The sequence below is a fragment of the Sinomicrobium halophytocola genome (genome assembly GCF_052983395.1).
Window position 1 is genome coordinate 420,086 of record NZ_JBRKIT010000011.1, and the last position, 17,830, is coordinate 437,915.

Below are 17,830 nucleotides of genomic sequence, written 5' to 3' on the forward strand. Positions count from 1 at the left end.
AAAAATTACAGGCAGGAAACCGGGATAAATGATTTTCCGGGTTTCCAGCCTGATGTATGTTTAGGTCAATTCAAGTATATCTAATAACCGGAGTTTTGCACTATAAGTGTATTTTCCAGTTCCTGTAACGGAATAGGCAACACTTCGTTCTTTCCGGCTGTAAAACCTCTTCCGGCCAGTACGGAGGATGCTCTTCCCGTACGTACCAGGTCAAACCAGCGGTGCCCTTCTCCGGCAAGTTCCAGTCGTCTTTCCTGCATGATGGCTTCCATGGAAACAGGTACCGATGCAAGCCCTACTCTGCCCCTTACGGCATCGAGCAAAGCCTGTGCCCTCGCACCGGTACCTCCAAGTGCTTCCGCTTCCATGAGATAGGTATCCGCCAGACGGATCGCATATACGTTCTGTCTGTAGTTCAATTCCGTATTTCCGCCCCCGGTAGAAGCGTCGGAATTAAGTGGCATGAATTTTTTCAGAAAATATCCCGTATCCTGGTAACTGGAAACGTAATCGACCTCCCCGGCCTGTTTCAGCGCTCCTATTTCTGCGATCGTAGCGTCAAATCTCGGGTCTCCGGAAAGTGCATCGTATAAGCTCTGCGTAATAATATTGAACCCCCAGCCTGAAATATAATCGGGTGCGGAAGAACCGGCGGACCGGCTAAAACTTCTCGGGCTTACCATTATATTTATGGAGTTTCCTTCGTCCGATCCGGAACCCCAGTTTCCCCATCCCGCATTACTTTTGTCCGTATGAGAGGATTCGAGTATGGATTCCGTATTGAACTTGTTTTCTATGTTCCACAGATCTGCGTAATTGTCCAGGAGTTTATACCCGTAATCGCTGGTCCCTCCCGGGGTGCCATTCACTTTTGCCAGTGCTTCCGTTGCTTCCGTGTTCTTGTCCTGATACAGGTAGACCTTACCTAATATAGCCAAAGCCGTTCCTTGCGAGAACCGACCGGCTTCGTTATCCAAATCTGTTATTTTGAGAGGAAGACCGGAAATGGCTTCGGTAAGATCAGCCTCAATCTGTGCATAGACGTCCTCTGGCGAAGACTGGGGAATATTAAAGGTTTCGCTGGCGTCTACACGTTCCGTAATAAGCGGGATATTGCCGAACAGGCGGACAAGATCAAAGTAGTAGTAGGCGCGAAGCGCTTTAGCTTCGGCGATAAATCTCTTCTTTACGTCTTCATCCATGGGTACTTCGGGAAGTTTCTCCAGAAGCACATTGGCCCGAAATATTCCCTGATAAAAATTACTCCAGAAACTAACGGGAATGGTAGAGGCATCTATGGAATAATTAGAAAAGGACTGTATGCCGATACCATCGGTAGAACTTCCACCTCCGGCATAATGATCATCCGATCCCGCATTTATCATCGTTACCATATTTTCAAATCCCCGGGCCTGTTTGCCCACGATGTCATATACAGCTACCAGCCCGGAAAAGGCCTGTTCTTCATTGGCGTAATATGTTTCTTCCAGGGCCGTTCCCTTGGGGTCCACTTCCAGAAAATCCTTGCTACAGGACATTGTAAACAGCAGCAGGATGAGAATGGCCATTGTGTATTTTATCGTATATTTCATGATCCTGTTTTTTAAAATTGTACATTAACTCCAACCATACCGGTTATGGCCTGCGGGTAAAACCCCCGGTCTATACCGAATATTCCTCCCCCGATTTCGGGGTCGAAGCCGCTGTATCCCGTAAAGGTGAGCAGATTTTCTCCTGTGACATACAGTCTTAATCTTTGCAGGCCAATGCGTTTTATTACGTCCGTAGGTAACGAATATCCCAGTTGTACTGTTTTAAATCGCAGGTAATCGCCTTTCTCCAGGTGAAAATCGGAAGGATTGCTGAAATTCTTATTGGAATCATCCGTAGTTAACCTCGGGAAACTATTGGATGTTCCCGGTCCTGTCCACCGGCCCAAGGCATCATCCTGGTAATTGGCATTGGCTATATCCAGTCGCCGTAATCCCTGGAATATCTTATTTCCGGCAGCGCCCTGGGCAAATATGAGGAGGTCAAAGTTTTTATAATTCAGGTTAACCGTAAACCCGAAGTTGTATTTGGGAATGGAACTTCCCAGAAAATCCCGGTCCTCATCGGTAATAGTACCGTCACCATTCAGGTCTTTCCATCGGAAATCTCCCGGGGCCGCATTAGGTTGAATAAGTCCGCCATCACTGTTCGTATAGGCTTCGATCTCTTCACGGCTCTGGAATATACCATCGGTACGGAACCCGAAAAACGATCCGTAAGGCTGACCTACCTGCGTTCTTGTAATGGGATAGGTACCGGACTGAATGGTAGCGCCACCTGACAAGTATTCGATATCATTCCCGAGATAGGTTACTTCATTCTCAAGATAAGAGAAGTTGGCGTTTACGGAAATACCAAAATCATTGATAGTCTTATTATATCCGAGTTCCACATCAAAACCGCGGTTTACCATATCGGCTACGTTGCCTACGGGACTACCGTTGGCACCTATGTATCCCGGTATACGGACATCCTGGAGGATACCAATGGTCTTTTTTCGGTAAAGATCAAATACCAGGCTGAAATCGTGAAACAGGTAAGCGTCAAAACCTATATTGGTCTGGTTGGTCTCCTCCCATTTCAGATCGGGGTTCGGTGGTGCGTCAGGACTATTCCCTACGGTTACGGAACCCGAACTACCTACGGTATAGTTGCGGCCATCACCTATGGTTGCCAGGTAACGGAAGTCACCAATGGCGTCATTCCCGGTAACCCCGTAACCACCTCTCAGTTTAAACTGGTTGAGTACATTGCTTTCTTTCCAGAAATCCTCTTTGGTAAGTACCCAACCCAGGGAAAAGGAGGGAAATACCCCGTATTTATTATTGGAACCGAAACGGGAAGAACCGTCCCTCCGGACAATTCCGGTAAAGATGTACTTTTCCATATAATCGTAATTGACCCGGGAGAATAACGATGTTACCCGATGTTCGGGGTTTTCGTAGGCGGAGGCATCTATATCTTCTATAGGTACGGTAAAGTTAAAAGACGCGTCTTTATAGCTGTTTACAGGGATGTCGTAGTACGTTACGCTTTCGCCACTACTAATATTATCTACATATACCCCCTGTCCTAAAAGAATGCTGAAGTTATGATCTCCCAGACTGCGTGTATAGGAAAGTATATTCTCTATATTCCAGCCAAATCCTTTCCTGGTATTCCTACTTATATTATTGCGTTTTTCGGTTGTAGAAGAATTTAAAAAGAATACCGGTGTAAAACTCTCGTCTCCCCAATAGGAAAGTTTCCCTCCGAAAGTGCTCCTGACCTTTAAACCCGGGATAAGTTCTATTTCAACATAAGCATTACCTACAAAATTATCGGACCAGCCATAATTCCCCAAACGGGTCTGTTGATAGGCAAGCGGGTTGGCCATTTCCTGCCCTACCAATCCTGAAATACCGTAAGGATGGCCACCGGCATTTCTTATGACTCCTTCATTGGTATAAGGCGAATTGTTTATAACAGCCGGATCCGTTTCCACCACCGGGGTAATAGGATCGAGATTTATTGCGGAGCTCAATGGTCCTCCGAACTCACTATTGGTATTACCTATGCCTAATGTTTTTTCCCTGGAATATCCTGCTGTCTGTCCGAAAGTAATGGATTTGGTTATTTTGTGGGTAGAGTTCAGACGAATATTTTTCCGGGTATACCGGGATATATCGGGCATAACAATACCTTCCTGGTCCAGAAAACCGAAAGAAGCAAAGAAGGTAGAAAATTCATTTCCCCCACTAAGGCTGACTTCTTGTCCTGTACGCTGTGCGCTGTTGTTGAAAATCACCGATTGCCAGTCCGTCCCCTTACCCAGGGAGGCCGGATCGTTGAACTGAGGGCTCCCGCCACCGTTTACGGCCGCTTCATTGAGCAATGTGGCATACTCGGAAGCATTTAACAGGTTTAACTTCTTTGCCGGGCCGGAAATACCGGTATAGCCATTATAATTTACCGTGAGTTTACCGGAACGTCCCTGTTTGGTCGTTACGAGAATAACCCCGGCCGCGGCCCTCGCACCATAAATAGCCTGGGACGCGGCATCTTTTAAAACTTCGATAGAGGCAATATCGGACTGGTTAAGATATCCTATACCTCCTGCGTCTACCACTACGCCATCCACTACCCACAGCGGATTGTTGTTGCCGAAGGTCGTTATACCCCTGATGCGAATGGTCGAAGCCGAACCGGGTTGCCCGGAATTAGCCGCTATGGTCAAACCGGAAGTCCTTCCCTGTAAAGCCTGTTCCACTCTTGTAATAGGCAGATTCTCCAAGTCCGATTCCTTTATACTGGAAATAGCGCCGGTAACGACACTTTTCTTCTGTGTACCGTACCCCACTACCACTACTTCGTCTAAGGATTCGGTATCCGGAGATAAGGCTACATTAATTTCGGTCTGTTCGCCTATAGCCACTTCCTTCTGTATATATCCTATATAGGAGATTAGCAGCACATCTTCCGGAGAAGCCTCCAGGCTGAATTTACCGTCAAAATCGGTCACTGTTCCCTGGGTTGTGTTCCGGATCATTACATTGGCGCCCGGCAACGGAACTCCTTCCTCATCGATCACCGTTCCGGTGATATGATTTTGTGCGGATGCGAATGTCGTGATACATGAAAGACACAACCATAAATAGATCTTCATTTTCATAGATGTTACAAAATTGGTTTGGTTAAGAAATTGTGAAATTGTTGTTTCCGGCGTTTTATGCCGGTACTTCGCTGTCATTCACACGTCAGAACAGGTTAAAAACCTTTAATACCGACATGTTTTTTTAGTTTATTATTATTTTTACCGGAAGTAAATTTATAATTTGATAAAACTAAGGGGTGTTTTATACATACACTTGAATTACATCAAATCAAAATGGTGTTACGTACACAGTACGTCATTACTCGCAAATATTTGATTTACAAATATTTATATTTATTAAAGTTTTTGTGTTTTTATACGTTTTTTCAATAAAAAAATGTTAATTAGCATTTTTATCGACAGACAAAATATGAAGATCTTATTTTTATTATTTTTAGTCTTTACCACACAAGTATACAGTCAAGTTCCCGGTACGGACATCTGGGATAATCAACCACGGACCATACACTATTCCAGATCAGATTTCCAGGCCGACCCGCAATTCTGGACGGCATGCCGTGACAGTAGTGGTATCACATATTTCGGTAATAATGACGGGGTGTTAATTTATGACGGTGAGCACTGGGAGAAAGTTACCTTACCAAACAATTCCTCCGTACGAAGCCTGTTGTACACAAACAACGGAAAAATATACGCCGGGGCGTATAATGAACTTGGAGTTGTCAGCAAGGATTCTACCGGGATATACCGTTATAATTCTCTTATAGACCAACTGGATCTCAAGGGCCGTAATTTTGAGAATATCTGGCAATCGCATGAACTAAACAGTACCGTTATTTTCCGTTCTTTCAAAGAACTTATTTCCATCACGAATAACCGGGTAACCCACGTTCCTGCATTTCATTCATTTACATATTCCAATGTCATCGGGGAAACTTGTTATGTCCAGGACAACCGGTCCGGTATTATGGCTTATTCTCCGGAGAAAGCCAGCCTTGACCTGGTATTCCGTCCGGAATCCTACCAGGGTGAAAGTATTGTAGCCATCCTGCCCACGGGAAATAAAAATATTCTCCTGCTCGTCTCCAAAAACGGGCAGGTATATAAAGGAAACATCAAAACCGGGGTTGTAATTGTCACGGGCAGCGCTTTTTCTCCCGGACACACAGACCAGGTAATCTGTGCCATAAAGCAAGGGCGGGAATACCTGTTGGGTACGCTCAGTTCCGGGATACGTATGCTGAATGAAAACGGCATACCTATAGAAACTTCCCCCGTATACCAGGAAACCCAGAATTCCAGCATACTTGGCTTCCTTCAAACCGATAGGGGCATTTGGGTGACCCTAAACAACGGTCTTGATTTTATGAGTTTTAAAACACCTGTGACCCGGATATTTGACGAGTCTTCCATATATGATATATGCATTTATAATTCCAAAGTATATCTCGCCACAAATAAAGGGGTCTATTTTTGCGATATTACAGAGCCAAAAAAGCGTTTCCATTTCCGGAAAATCCCGGAACTTCAGGGACAGGCATGGTCCCTGAACGTCATTAAAGGACAACTTTTTGCCGGACACGATAAAGGACTCTTTCTTATTCGGGGCGAGGAAGCGCGGAAAATCGGGGAAGAAAGCGGTATATGGAAGATCATCCCTGTTCCATATAAAGCCGATACTTTTCTGGCGTGTAGCTACAATGGGATTTTCCCTGTAACCGGAAAAGAAGGCTCTTACATCATGCATCAAAAAATAAAGGGATTTGACGAGTCTTCACGTGACATCCTTCCTACAGGAGAAGACCATACTTTCTGGGTCTGTCATGGTTACAAAGGCGTATTCCGGATCAGGATCAATGACGATTACACCCGTGTCCATGCCATAGATCATTATACGGACCAGAACGGATTTGAATCTCCTTTCAATATCAATCTTTTCTATTGGGATTCCAAAATTGTCTTTACCACAAACACAGGGATATATACTTTTAATCGGGAGAGTGGTACATTCGAACCTTACGCTCCTCTCAACAATATACTTGATCCATCGCTAAACACACGTAAAATCCTGCAAGATAAAGACACAGCATGGGTGGTACAGGATGATGAAGTAGCTTATTTTAATTATAAGGATAAAAAACCCATACTGAATAACGAATTGTTCTTGAATATAAAGGGCAATCTCAACCGGGGTATGGAGAGTATTCTGCCTTTGGACGGGTATAAAGTCCTCATAGGATCTACTACCGGGCTCTATCTCTATCGCCTCGGGCAGGGTTCCAAAGAAACGGTGCCTACCCTGATCACAAAAGTATCTCAATACAAAGCACAAAAGCAAAAAGTATTGCCGCTAACGGGCTACAGGAATGGTATGGAGCTCCCTGCGGAAACGAACATACTGCGGTTTGAATACGCCGCTCCGGAACTCGGTACCTCCGGGGACATTCAGTATAGTTATATTCTGGAAAACATGGATAGCGAATGGTCGGTATGGAGCCCGGTGGCTTTTAAGGAATATACCCATTTACAACCGGGAGAGTACACTTTTAAGGTCAGGAGCAGGGATAGTGCGGGTAATACGGGGAATATTACTTCCTATCGTTTTACGATAACGCCCAAATGGTACCAAACCAAGGTGGCACGTATACTTTATATACTAATTGCTATTGGTCTTTTATGGCTGGCCTATATACTCATCCAGCAAAAGATAAGACACGAAAGACAAAAGGCCCGTAATGCCGCCCAGAAATCGAAAAAACTGCTGGAACTGGAAATAGAAAGCCTGAAACTTACCCAGGACAAGGAAAAAATACAACAGGCCAAAAGTATCCTGGAAGAAAACATCCTGGAAAAGAGCAAAGAACTCGCCAACTACACCATGCAACTGGTGAACAAAAAAGATATATTCAGCGAAATACAGGAAGACCTTAAGGAATTAAAGGGGCTCGTTAAGACGCAGGTTTCCCGGCAAAAACTACTGGAAATCTTTCAAAAAATACACCAGCATAAAATAGGGGAAGAATACATGGAGGTATTTGATGTGAACTTTGAAAAAGTGCATCACAATTTCTTCGAAAGACTCAAAGAACTTCACCCGAAACTGACCAAAAGAGAATTGAGGCTTTGCGCATTCATTAAAATGGACCTTACCAACAAGGAAATATCCCCGCTGCTCAATATTTCCGTCCGGGGAGTGGAAACGGCAAGGTACAGGGTGCGAAAAAAACTGGGTATTCAACATGAATATAACTTCCAGGAATTCCTCAATAGCTTATAAACCGGTGAGGGAAGTTTTCTCTACTTTCCTTTTATTTCTGCCGTTCGTTCAGACACTTCACGGATAAGCAAAGGCAGGGCGGGCTTTACCATGTTATGGCCATAGCCTTCCAGTTCATATAGTTCCGTGTTCTCATGTCCCGCGAGCTTCATCATCCGCAGCAGGTAGGCATTTTCTTCATATCGCCCCAGCATTTCCATCTCCCGGTCACCGGTGATCAGCAGCATGGGAGGGGCATCGGGACGTACATGCCATAACGGGGCAAAGCGGTCTACTACAGGTTGCACATCTTTAATACCGTTTTCTTTACGGATATTAAAATGTGTAATGGCCTGCCCGCTGAAAGGTATGATCTCCGCAATACTGTCAGCATCTATACCGTGAACATTGAGATACTGTTTATCCAGCGCAGTCATCATAGCCAGGTATCCCCCTGCGGAATGCCCGGAAACAAAAATGAGGTCAGGGTCACCTCCATAGGCTTCGATATGTTTAAAAACCCAGGCAATTGCGGCAGCAGCGTCTTCGATACATTGTACGGATCTTACTTTGGGAGAAAGCCTGTATCCTGCACCGATAACGGCAAAACCATTATTTTTCAAATCTTCCGGGATCTCTTTGCTTCCCCCGGTAAGTCCGCCACCGTGAAACCATATCACTGTAGGGAAGTTTTTCTCGTTTTCGGGATAATACACATCCAGTTTACACATCTCCCGGACATAGGCATCTTCAGATCCGGAGGAATCCGGGTAATAAAGTACGCCAGGTTCTATGTTGTATGTTGTCTGGCTGATCGCAGAAAATCCTCCTAAAACAAAAAGGAGGATAAAACAACTATTCCGGAACAGTCCGGCCGGCCGGATATTTTTCATGATTTTTATTTTGATCTGGTGTTTTACTGTTCCCGGAACATTCCGGGAACAGTAGCTAGTCTTTGTCATGCGCTAAAGTAGCTAATATAATTCTTCTTCTGTAAACCGAAGTATAAAAAGGAAGCATCTTTCCTACCTGTATGTCTTACTTTTTAAAGGATATTAGATTAGCTTATCACTGCACCATTATCTTTTTGGAAAAATTTCCGTCGGCCGTATTCAGTTTTAGTATATAAACCCCTTTCCGGACGGTACCGGGTAACTGCAACTTCATATATGAAGTGTCCCCGTGGAGTTTCCGGGTCATCACCTGCTGGCCTTCTATGGTAAAAAGGCTTGCCGTGATGTCTTCATTCTCTTTCCCCATACCAATAAACAGATTTCCATCCGCCACCGGGTTGGGATAAACCTTTAACAGAAATTCCCGGGTATTTTCGGGATTGGCCTCTATGCGTATTCCCATACCTTCCGTACCGGATGAAACGAGGCCAAACTCAAATTTTTCCCAGTTTCCGACAGAAGGGCGGTCGCATAACATAGGATTTTCTCCGTTCTCCGAACTTACATACATGCCGTTAACCCCACGCAAAGCTATAGTGCCGTCCGATTGAGGCAGCCATTCAAAGGCTTCCCAACCTCCTATGGATGTACGATTGCATAACATGGTCGATTCCCCGTTCTCCGAGCTTATATATTGATTATTGCTCCCTCTAAGGGCCACTTTACCATCGGTAGTCTCTACGACAGTAAACACTTCCCAATCCCCGGCCGAATCGCGGTTGCACGTCATGCCGGATTGTCCATTTTCAGAACTCACATATTTACCGTTATTGCCCCTTAGCCATATGGTTTGCCCAACAGGAGGTTCTTCCGGAGAATTTCCGGGACCGCAAATACTTGTTCCCGGGGTGGGCAGGTCCTGTGTCACTGTGGCAATGGTATTGGTATTGGGAATACAATTTTCGAACTTTACACTTTCCAGCACACCTGCCATAACCGATGCTCCGTCAGTCGGATAATTACCTCCTATCCGCATAAGGGCCGCATTTTCGGCAACGTCAAATCGCTTATATGTCCAATGACACCAGCCTATTCCTTCCGCATCCAGTTTTTCTATGTTTTGCCGCAACCACTGGTTGTTATTCTCTCCTGTTTCCCCTACCCATACCGGGACGTTGTGGGTATCCCTGAAATTAACCAGGTTTGCCATACGGTTAATCTGGTTAGGATTGGGGTCGGCAACCCAGTCGTCCGCTTCATCTATCCAGTACCTGTGCGCATTGTATACCAGTCCCCAGTTGGGAGAGAATGTAGAGGGCTCCATATAATCATAATTATTCCCCCAACCATTCCCTTCTACCATAATTATATGATTATCGCCATTATTCCGTACCGTAGTGATAAGACGCTGCAATAACGCGTGTATGACCTGTCCTCCACCGGGAACCTGGTTAGGTTCGTTGATGAGATCATAGAAAGCAATGGCCGGTTCGTTGATATAGCGTTGGGATATCCGGTCCCAAAGACGATCTGTTACATCTTGAAATACAGGATACAACCAAAGATTATTATCGTGGAATATATCTGCAATATTCTTATCTGCTCCCTGTCCTCCAGGAGCGGCATGCAAATCGAGTATAACGTACATTCCATTATCTTTACACCAACTCAGGAGATTGTCAATCATACGAAAGCCTTCCAGTTCCGGATCATTAAAAAGCTGGTTATTATCGTACCATAACCGGAGGGAATCCTTGTAAATGTCATGGCCGTAATTAATATCGTTTATGACATTATTGCGGATAGTCCTTTGCGCGGAACTGAGAAACAATTCGTAATGCATGGGAAGGCGTACACTGTTAAAACCCAGGGAAGCGATATAATCTATATCGGCTTTCGTAATAAAATTATTGCGCCATTGCTGGTAAAAGTTTTCTACCTGTTCGGGAGTCTGTCCTTCGTCATAATATATTTTTTTCATCTGCCATTGTGGCCCGGGAGGGCATCCCTGGCAATTTTGCGGGTGCAGCATATAGCCCTCCTGCAATGCCCAGTTGCCCAGGCCAACGGAGCGCAGTACAACATTCTGCCCGGTAGTTGCATTGACAATCTGCTTGCCGTTTACTTCCAGCCAGCAGGATTGCGCATGTATCAAAGGTATGCTCCAAAAGAGGCACAATACGGAGAATAGCAGTTTCAGTACCTGCCTGTACATTCTAAAAGGTAAAATCGGGGACATAATACATTGTTTTATCGGGTTAATAACTCTATAAGATATCGCATTAAAAAGATTATTTTAATATTAATAAATCATTTTTAAAGCTTTTATTTTATCAAAAATACAATCAAAGCTTAATTACTAACACAGCTCCGTACACGTCTTGTTTACTTCTCCCGGTATTTTCCACTACGTCTTTTATACGTCATGGCTCAGATCTTCTCTTCTTCACTGTCATCTTTTTCCAAGAGAACTCCTAGACTTCCTGCCATAAAACATGTTTTGTCAGTTCCCGAAGGAAGTAATCCCAAAAAGGGAAAAAGCTGAGATGACCAGCCAGAGTATACATCCCATAATAAACAGTTTAACGCCAACGGTGCCTATCACTTTCCTGGTAAGCCCGCATCCGATCAGAAATAGGGTAAGTGTGAGTCCTGATTTGGAAATATTCACGATATAAGGACTTATATGCCGTACAAAAGAGACATAGGTATTCAACAACATAGCCAATACAAACAGTCCTATAAAATAAGGAATACGGACCTTTCCCTTACCCGCCCCGAACATTACGGACGAAAGCAATGCCACCGGTACTATCCACAAAGCTCTGGCCAGTTTTACGGTGGTGGCCACCTCCAGTGCTTCAGAACCGTATTTTGCAGCTGCGCCTACCACAGAACTGGTATCGTGGATAGCTACAGCGCTCCATAAACCAAAAGAACCCTGTGACAACCCGAGCAAATGCCCTATGGCCGGAAACACGAACAATGCCACGGAATTCAGAATAAATACAACTCCGAGCGCGACGGATATTTGTTTTTCTTTTGCCTGTATTACCGGTGCTACTGCGGCTATGGCACTTCCCCCGCATATGGCGGTACCTATGGCCACGAGATATGCCGTTTTCTTTTCTATTTTAAGCAACCGGCACAATACAAAACCGAGAACCAGCGTTCCGAAAATGGATATTATAGTGAGCAATATACCTTCCTTACCCGCTTTTAAAGCACTGTCCGCCTGCATACCAAACCCAAGGCCCACAACAGATACCTGCAATAAAAGATGGGAAGCTCTGCTGTTTAAATGCATATACGGATGCCCCATAAACCAGGCTGTCATAACCCCAAAAAGCAAAGCAACGGGAGGAGAGATCAGGGAAGACAGGCAAAGTATAACCAGCGTTATAAAAACAATTTTACGGATGCTAATGTGCTTGTCAAAAAACCGTTTCGTATAACTACCGGGATGGACCATTTCACTTTTTGACTTCCTAAACATAATAAATGATTTAACTCTGCAAAATTGCTAATCTTACAGAAGTTCTGGAAATCACTAATGGGCATGTATTATAACTTGTAGTTATGACGGAGGGCAAAATCCATAAAAAGATTCGAAAGGGTATCGGTTTGTCCCTGTAGCTGAACAAAGTAAAAATATCGTTCTATTTCCAATCCTTTTACATCTATAATACTACAAGTATTGTTGCGCAATTCATGGAGAATAATATAGACGGAAAGAAACGCCAGGCAATCGGAATGCAGCAGGTATTCCTTGATACTTTCGCTACTGCTCAACTGCATTACCAGGTTGAGATCGGAGATTTTCACGTGGGCTTCCCCAAGGGCATGTGCTATAACATCGAGGGTTCCTGATCCCGGTTCGCGCATAAGTAGCGGTAACGTTTTCAATTCCTTCAGGTCAATCATTCCTTTTCCGGCAACAGGGTGATCTACGGAACCTACCAGTACGATTTCATCCTTGATGAATGATGTATATTTTAATATGGGGAGTTTGGAAAAACCTTCGGTTACTCCCAGATCTGCTTCCTTATTCCTCAAAAATTTTTCTACCTGTTCCGTATTCCCTGTGAGAAGTTCAATGTCCACATCCGGATATTTTGTCCGGAAAGCCGGCAATACCCGGGGCAGAATATAATTAGCTATGGTAGTGCTGGCCCCTATTCGCAACTTACCGGCATGTTTTCCGGACAAAGCATGCAGGTCAGTCTCCAGTTTACGGTATATCTCGAAGATCTGCTCCGTGCTCCGCAACAGTAGTTCACCGGCATAGGTCAGTTGTATCTTTGTACCGTTACGATCAAACAATCGTATACCGTACTCCACTTCCAGTGCTTTTATATGCTTTGTCACCGCCGGTTGCGAAATATACAGTTCGCGGGCGGCTTTGGTAAAATTGAGTCGCCTGGCGACCGTATGAAAAACTCTTAAGCGAAAATCAAGCATAATGTAAATGTATAAATTAAAATCCGTTCCCTCGGTTTTCCGCCCCGTCCTGCGAATATACTGCCCTGAATGGAAAAACGTTTTTTTGTGATTGCCATTATTTCTGCCCTTTACTTAATTTTATCCTAAACATCACCGTTTTATGGGGGGAAAGTTTAACTTTGCACATAAACCTTTTAAAATTACAGATTAATGAAAAAGATCGGCGTATTATTTTTTATGGCGCTTATTGCTGCTTCCTGTGGTAAACAGAATAAAGACAGCTACACAATTACCGTTAAAATAGACGGTGTGGAAGACGGCGAGCAGGTGTTCATGAAAAAAGCAGATGAAAACAATCAGCCGGTGGATGTAGATTCCACAAAAGTACAGAGCGGGGAATTTACTTTTTCCGGAAAAGCAGATACTCCGGAGATTCACTTTATTCTTATAGACCAGGTAGGTAACATTCCTGTTATTGTAGAAAACGGAGATATTGAAATAGAAGCATACAAAGACAGTATCAACTTTTCAAAAATGGGAGGATCGCCGTCCAATGACGATTTTTATGAGTTTATTTCCGGTACACGTGGTATAGGCGAAAGAATTAACGCTCTCCGCCAGCAAATGATGAAAGCCTCACAGGAAAGAGATACCGTAACCATTACAACCCTTCAAGATACATACAGTGAGATACAGGAAGAAGCGAAAGAATACGAAGTAAAGTTCGTAGAAGAGCATTCCGATTCTTATATTTCCGCACTGGTACTGGAAAAAATGCTGATGTCCCGTTCTCAGACCCCGGAAGAGATCAAGGAATTACTCTCTTCCCTGTCTGAAGACGTACAGAAAACCGCAGTAGCACAAAGGGTTGCTACCCAGGTGGAAAACCTCACCAAAGTGTCCATAGGTTCCCCGGCACCGGATTTTTCAGCGCCAACCCCCGAAGGAGAAGTCCTTGCGCTTAAAGACGCTAAAGGAAAGATAACCATTATCGACTTCTGGGCAGCCTGGTGTAAGCCTTGCAGGGCTGAAAACCCTCACGTAGTCAAACTTTACGAAAAATACAAGGACGAGGGTCTGAGTATCATCGGGGTTTCTCTGGACAGAAAGAAAGAAGACTGGGAAAAGGCCATTGCCGAAGATCAGCTTCCCTGGCACCATGTTTCCAACCTTAAATTCTGGCAAGACCCTATTGCTCAGCTTTATAATGTAAAAGCCATACCTGCTACCTTTATACTGGATGAGGAAGGTAAGATAATAGCTAAAGATCTTCGTGGAGAAGCTCTGGACACCAAACTGGCCGAGCTTTTTGAAATGTAGACCTCAGTATAGAAAAGACCTGAAAAATAAAAGGCTGTCTCTTTTTTACAGGAGATAGCCTTTATTTTTTTATAATCTTCCGGTTAATACAAAATGACAGCCAGTTCTTTTGCTCCCTGTGCACCCTTTACCAAGGTCTGCTCTATATCTGCCGTTTTCGAAGCCCCTGCCATAAAAAGACCGAAACCAAAAGGAGGATTCTCCCCAATCCTTTCATAGGCCTGGTGCATCGTAGGCAGCAGGCTATCGGCTTTAAGCAGAACCACTATCCTTTCTGGAATAAAAGCGAGTAAACGGGAATTCAGTTCTGTATCCGTAAGCCATAAAGCGGCATTCTCTGCAACTCCAAACGACGCTTCAGTAATAAATACTCCGGGCATCTTATCTTTTTCAAAAGGGAACTGTTCATCGAATATCAAGGGATATTTTTCCTGAAATCCGGGAACAGAAGACTGTATATTGTCCCCTTTGCTCCAATTTTCTATAGTATCGGTCACCGTGTCAGCGGTTGCAAGAAATACCTCCGTGCCCGAAGCTTCTGCCACACTTACAAACTCTTCAACAAGTGTCCCTGTTTTATATTGAAGATCTATTTCCGGTCTGGGAAGGGGTTCTCCGACAACGCTTCTCAAACTGCTCAATATTCTTTCCTTACTGTTCATAGCCTAAAATTAACCGGTTTTACGAATCTTCCTGATTTTTCTTGTACCACTGCCGGAAACTCTCTTTGGGAACTTCCGGGAATACTCTTCCCTTTTTACCATTCGGCAGATTCGTATTCCACGGGTTGAGGCCTGATTGTAAAACTCCTTTGGGCACCCATCGGAAAACACTTCCGGCCAGATCATATTTTTTCCGGCTCATCAGTATATTACTTCCTATTTGCATCCCTATTTTTTTAGATATATCCGGATCAGTTTCGTCCGTCAGTTTCTGTCTCCACCGGTATAGCAGTCCAGCCAGATCAATTTTAACCGGGCACACATTATTACACGACCCGCAGAGTGTCGAAGCAAAAGGGAGGTCCTTGTTCTTTTCCTTTCCGTAGAAGGGAGCTAACACACTACCTATAGGGCCGGGAACAGTATGATGATAAGAATGTCCTCCTGAACGCCTGTACACCGGACATGTGTTCATGCAGGCCCCACAGCGAATGCACCGCATGGCCTGCCGGAAATCCGGGTCGGCAAAAATATCCGTACGTTTATTATTCACAATAATAATATGTTCCGTAGTTTCCGGGCGTGGTTTCCGATAGTGCGAGGTAAATACGGTAACCGGTTGCCCGGTTGCGGAACGGGCAAGCAAACGTATAAAAACGGCCAGTTCATCATATCCGGGAACTAGTTTTTCCATTCCCATACAATGTATTACCGTTTTTTTGCTGTGTACTCCCATATCGGCATTGCCTTCGTTCGTGCAGACTACTACCGTACCGGCTTCGGCAACCCCGAAATTAACCCCCGTAATGGCCGCATCGGCTCTCATAAAATCCTTACGCAATGCTTCCCGGGCTACAGATGCCAGGTAATCAGGGTCTGCGTTTCCCTTCTCCGTACTCATTTTTTCATGGAAAGTATCGCTCACCTCTTCTTTTTTCAGGTGGATGGCGGGGACCACGATATGGCTGGGATGTTCTTTACGGAGTTGTACGATTCTCTCCCCGAGGTCCGTATCTACCACTTCAAAGCCTTCTTTTTCCAGGTATGGGTTCAGTCCGCATTCTTCCGTGAGCATCGACTTGCTTTTTACTACCGACCTGGCGTTGTTTTCCTTAAGTATCTTCGCTGTTATTTCTCTGAGTTCCTTATCATCCCATGCCCAGTGCACCTGCATACCATTTTTCACTGCATTTTCTTCAAAAGTCTGCAGGTATTCCGGTAAGCGGGAAAGAGTATGGTCTTTAATAGCAGCTGCCATAGAACGCAATTCCTCCCAATCTTCAATGGTATCCCGTTGAATATCCCGTTTGGCCCTTAAGAACCACAGGGCATTGTTATGCCAATCCGTCTTATCGGACCCGGTAATAAAATCTTTGCTCAGGTTTGCATGTGTTCCTTTCATTATTCGTCATTTAATCGGTTGGTCTTGCAATTCCCGTTTTCCGGAAATCATTTAGTCCGGTTTGTTTTTATTCTTCCGAATTGAGGAGTTCGGCTATGTGCATAACCCGCATGGGACTGTCTCCTGCACGGAAAACCCCTTCCAGATGCATGAGGCAGGACATATCGGTCGCTGCGACATACTCTACTCCCGCTTCTGACATTCCATTCATTTTATCGCTTCCCATCTTTACGGATACGGCAGATTCGAATACAGCAAAACTCCCCCCGAACCCGCAGCATTCGTCGGCCCTGGGCGGAACTACGAGATCCAGACCTTCCACGGCGGAAAGTACTTTTTCTATCTTGGAATAATAGGACATCTTCAATTCCGAAGGCGTCCCCAAGTCTAATCCTCTTAATCCGTGGCATGACAGATGCAAACCAACTTTATACGGAAATGAGGCTTTCAGTTTATCAACACCTACAATATCGTGAAGGAATTCGGTAAGTTCTTTCACCTTTGCCAGTTCTTCCGGACTTACAAGGGATTTTAATAGATGATGGGACAGGTGATAGGAGCAACTGGCCGAAGGTGTCACCAGATAATCCACTTCGGGAAGTGCCTTCAGGAAAGGCTTTTCGAAACCGCTGGTCATTTTTTCATACCCGCTATTGGCCATAGGTTGCCCGCAACAGAGAGGGTCCTGTAAAAAAATAACATTGCAGCCGGCCTTTTCCAGGATTTCCAGGGTATCTTTCCCTACTTTCGGGTATAACTGGTCTATATAACATGGTACAAATAGTCCTACAGTCATTATAATGCTGTTTTAAAATCGAATATCTTGTCCATCAGGCGCCATTTTTCACCCGGCTTGCTCCCCGGGATTTCCTGCTGGTAATTCCACATGAGTTTTTCCCATTGCTGAACCCTTTCGTTGGAAGCATCCAGTAGTTCTTTCTGCTTAAAACTGAAATCATCATCCGTCTCCATGATCATAAACAGTCGGTTTTTTATGCGATATATTTCCATATCTATTACCCCGCTTTCGCATATCTTCTTCAGCACCTCAGGCCAAACTTTCTCGTGATGGGCTTCATATTCGGCTATAAGCCCTTCATCTTCTTTCAAATCTAAAGCTAAACAATACCGTTTCATTTTTTACAGTTCGGGATTCCTCATGATTTATATTTCCGTTTTCTATTATACAATATCCGGATGTTGCTTCTA

12 protein-coding genes are annotated in these 17,830 nt (G+C 44.5%); 2 read left to right on the top strand and 10 right to left on the bottom strand.

The window, feature by feature from the left end; genetic code table 11:
• Positions 1-80 precede the first annotated feature (80 nt).
• The gene (locus tag ACVBDY_RS03760; protein WP_447174132.1) at positions 81-1,592 is read right to left on the bottom strand and encodes a RagB/SusD family nutrient uptake outer membrane protein; all 1,512 of its coding nucleotides are present in this window, start codon (positions 1,590-1,592) and stop codon (positions 81-83) included.
• An 11-nt stretch (positions 1,593-1,603) separates the two neighbouring features.
• Positions 1,604-4,696: a SusC/RagA family TonB-linked outer membrane protein gene (locus tag ACVBDY_RS03765; protein ID WP_447174133.1), complete on the bottom strand. Its 3,093-nt coding sequence runs from the start codon at positions 4,694-4,696 to the stop codon at positions 1,604-1,606.
• A gap of 358 nt (positions 4,697-5,054) precedes the next feature.
• On the opposite strand from ACVBDY_RS03765, the gene ACVBDY_RS03770 reads away from it, so the two are divergent.
• Positions 5,055-7,922: a triple tyrosine motif-containing protein gene (locus ACVBDY_RS03770; protein WP_447174134.1), complete on the top strand. Its 2,868-nt coding sequence runs from the start codon at positions 5,055-5,057 to the stop codon at positions 7,920-7,922.
• A gap of 20 nt (positions 7,923-7,942) precedes the next feature.
• Here the strand turns inward: ACVBDY_RS03770 and ACVBDY_RS03775 are convergent, their stop codons facing one another.
• The 4 genes from ACVBDY_RS03775 to ACVBDY_RS03790 all read right to left on the bottom strand — a co-directional run bounded on the left by ACVBDY_RS03775 (position 7,943) and on the right by ACVBDY_RS03790 (position 13,255).
• Entirely contained in the window at positions 7,943-8,794 is an 852-nt protein-coding gene (locus tag ACVBDY_RS03775; RefSeq protein ID WP_447174135.1) for an alpha/beta hydrolase, read from the bottom strand.
• A gap of 175 nt (positions 8,795-8,969) precedes the next feature.
• Positions 8,970-11,033 carry a cellulase family glycosylhydrolase gene (locus ACVBDY_RS03780; RefSeq protein WP_447174136.1) on the bottom strand — a complete coding sequence of 688 codons (2,064 nt, stop codon included), beginning with the start codon at positions 11,031-11,033 and terminating at the stop codon, positions 8,970-8,972.
• Between the two features lie 264 nt (positions 11,034-11,297).
• Positions 11,298-12,266, bottom strand: a complete 969-nt coding sequence (locus ACVBDY_RS03785) for a YeiH family protein (protein WP_447174372.1) — start codon at positions 12,264-12,266, stop codon at positions 11,298-11,300.
• A gap of 92 nt (positions 12,267-12,358) precedes the next feature.
• Positions 12,359-13,255, bottom strand: a complete 897-nt coding sequence (locus ACVBDY_RS03790; RefSeq protein WP_447174137.1) for a LysR substrate-binding domain-containing protein — start codon at positions 13,253-13,255, stop codon at positions 12,359-12,361.
• Positions 13,256-13,447: 192 nt separating this feature from the next.
• Here ACVBDY_RS03790 and ACVBDY_RS03795 point away from each other — a divergent pair, with 192 nt between their 5' ends.
• A complete protein-coding gene (locus tag ACVBDY_RS03795) occupies positions 13,448-14,557 on the top strand; it encodes a redoxin domain-containing protein (protein WP_447174138.1) in 1,110 nt (369 codons plus the stop codon).
• Between the two features lie 83 nt (positions 14,558-14,640).
• Here the strand turns inward: ACVBDY_RS03795 and ACVBDY_RS03800 are convergent, their stop codons facing one another.
• The 4 genes from ACVBDY_RS03800 to ACVBDY_RS03815 form a co-directional block, all read right to left on the bottom strand.
• Positions 14,641-15,219, bottom strand: coding sequence for a LutC/YkgG family protein (locus ACVBDY_RS03800; RefSeq protein WP_447174139.1), 579 nt, complete (start codon positions 15,217-15,219; stop codon positions 14,641-14,643).
• 19 nt (positions 15,220-15,238) lie between these two features.
• Positions 15,239-16,621, bottom strand: a complete 1,383-nt coding sequence (locus ACVBDY_RS03805) for a lactate utilization protein B (RefSeq protein ID WP_447174140.1) — start codon at positions 16,619-16,621, stop codon at positions 15,239-15,241.
• Between the two features lie 67 nt (positions 16,622-16,688).
• Positions 16,689-17,417: a (Fe-S)-binding protein gene (locus ACVBDY_RS03810; RefSeq protein WP_447174141.1), complete on the bottom strand. Its 729-nt coding sequence runs from the start codon at positions 17,415-17,417 to the stop codon at positions 16,689-16,691.
• A complete protein-coding gene (locus ACVBDY_RS03815) occupies positions 17,417-17,758 on the bottom strand; it encodes an L-rhamnose mutarotase (RefSeq protein WP_447174142.1) in 342 nt (113 codons plus the stop codon). The genes ACVBDY_RS03810 and ACVBDY_RS03815 overlap by 1 nt, the downstream gene beginning before the upstream one ends.
• Between the last annotated feature and the right edge of the window lie 72 nt (positions 17,759-17,830).

Bases quoted from the DNA above. Each gene is read 5' to 3' on its own strand.
- ACVBDY_RS03760 (WP_447174132.1), bottom strand. From the start codon at position 1,592: ATGAAATATACGATAAAATACACAATGGCCATTCTCATCCTGCTGCTG.
- ACVBDY_RS03765 (WP_447174133.1), bottom strand. From the start codon at position 4,696: ATGAAGATCTATTTATGGTTGTGTCTTTCATGTATCACGACATTCGCA.
- ACVBDY_RS03770 (WP_447174134.1), top strand. From the start codon at position 5,055: ATGAAGATCTTATTTTTATTATTTTTAGTCTTTACCACACAAGTATAC.
- ACVBDY_RS03775 (WP_447174135.1), bottom strand. From the start codon at position 8,794: ATGAAAAATATCCGGCCGGCCGGACTGTTCCGGAATAGTTGTTTTATC.
- ACVBDY_RS03780 (WP_447174136.1), bottom strand. From the start codon at position 11,033: ATGTCCCCGATTTTACCTTTTAGAATGTACAGGCAGGTACTGAAACTG.
- ACVBDY_RS03785 (WP_447174372.1), bottom strand. From the start codon at position 12,266: ATGGTCCATCCCGGTAGTTATACGAAACGGTTTTTTGACAAGCACATT.
- ACVBDY_RS03790 (WP_447174137.1), bottom strand. From the start codon at position 13,255: ATGCTTGATTTTCGCTTAAGAGTTTTTCATACGGTCGCCAGGCGACTC.
- ACVBDY_RS03795 (WP_447174138.1), top strand. From the start codon at position 13,448: ATGAAAAAGATCGGCGTATTATTTTTTATGGCGCTTATTGCTGCTTCC.
- ACVBDY_RS03800 (WP_447174139.1), bottom strand. From the start codon at position 15,219: ATGAACAGTAAGGAAAGAATATTGAGCAGTTTGAGAAGCGTTGTCGGA.
- ACVBDY_RS03805 (WP_447174140.1), bottom strand. From the start codon at position 16,621: ATGAAAGGAACACATGCAAACCTGAGCAAAGATTTTATTACCGGGTCC.
- ACVBDY_RS03810 (WP_447174141.1), bottom strand. From the start codon at position 17,417: ATGACTGTAGGACTATTTGTACCATGTTATATAGACCAGTTATACCCG.
- ACVBDY_RS03815 (WP_447174142.1), bottom strand. From the start codon at position 17,758: ATGAAACGGTATTGTTTAGCTTTAGATTTGAAAGAAGATGAAGGGCTT.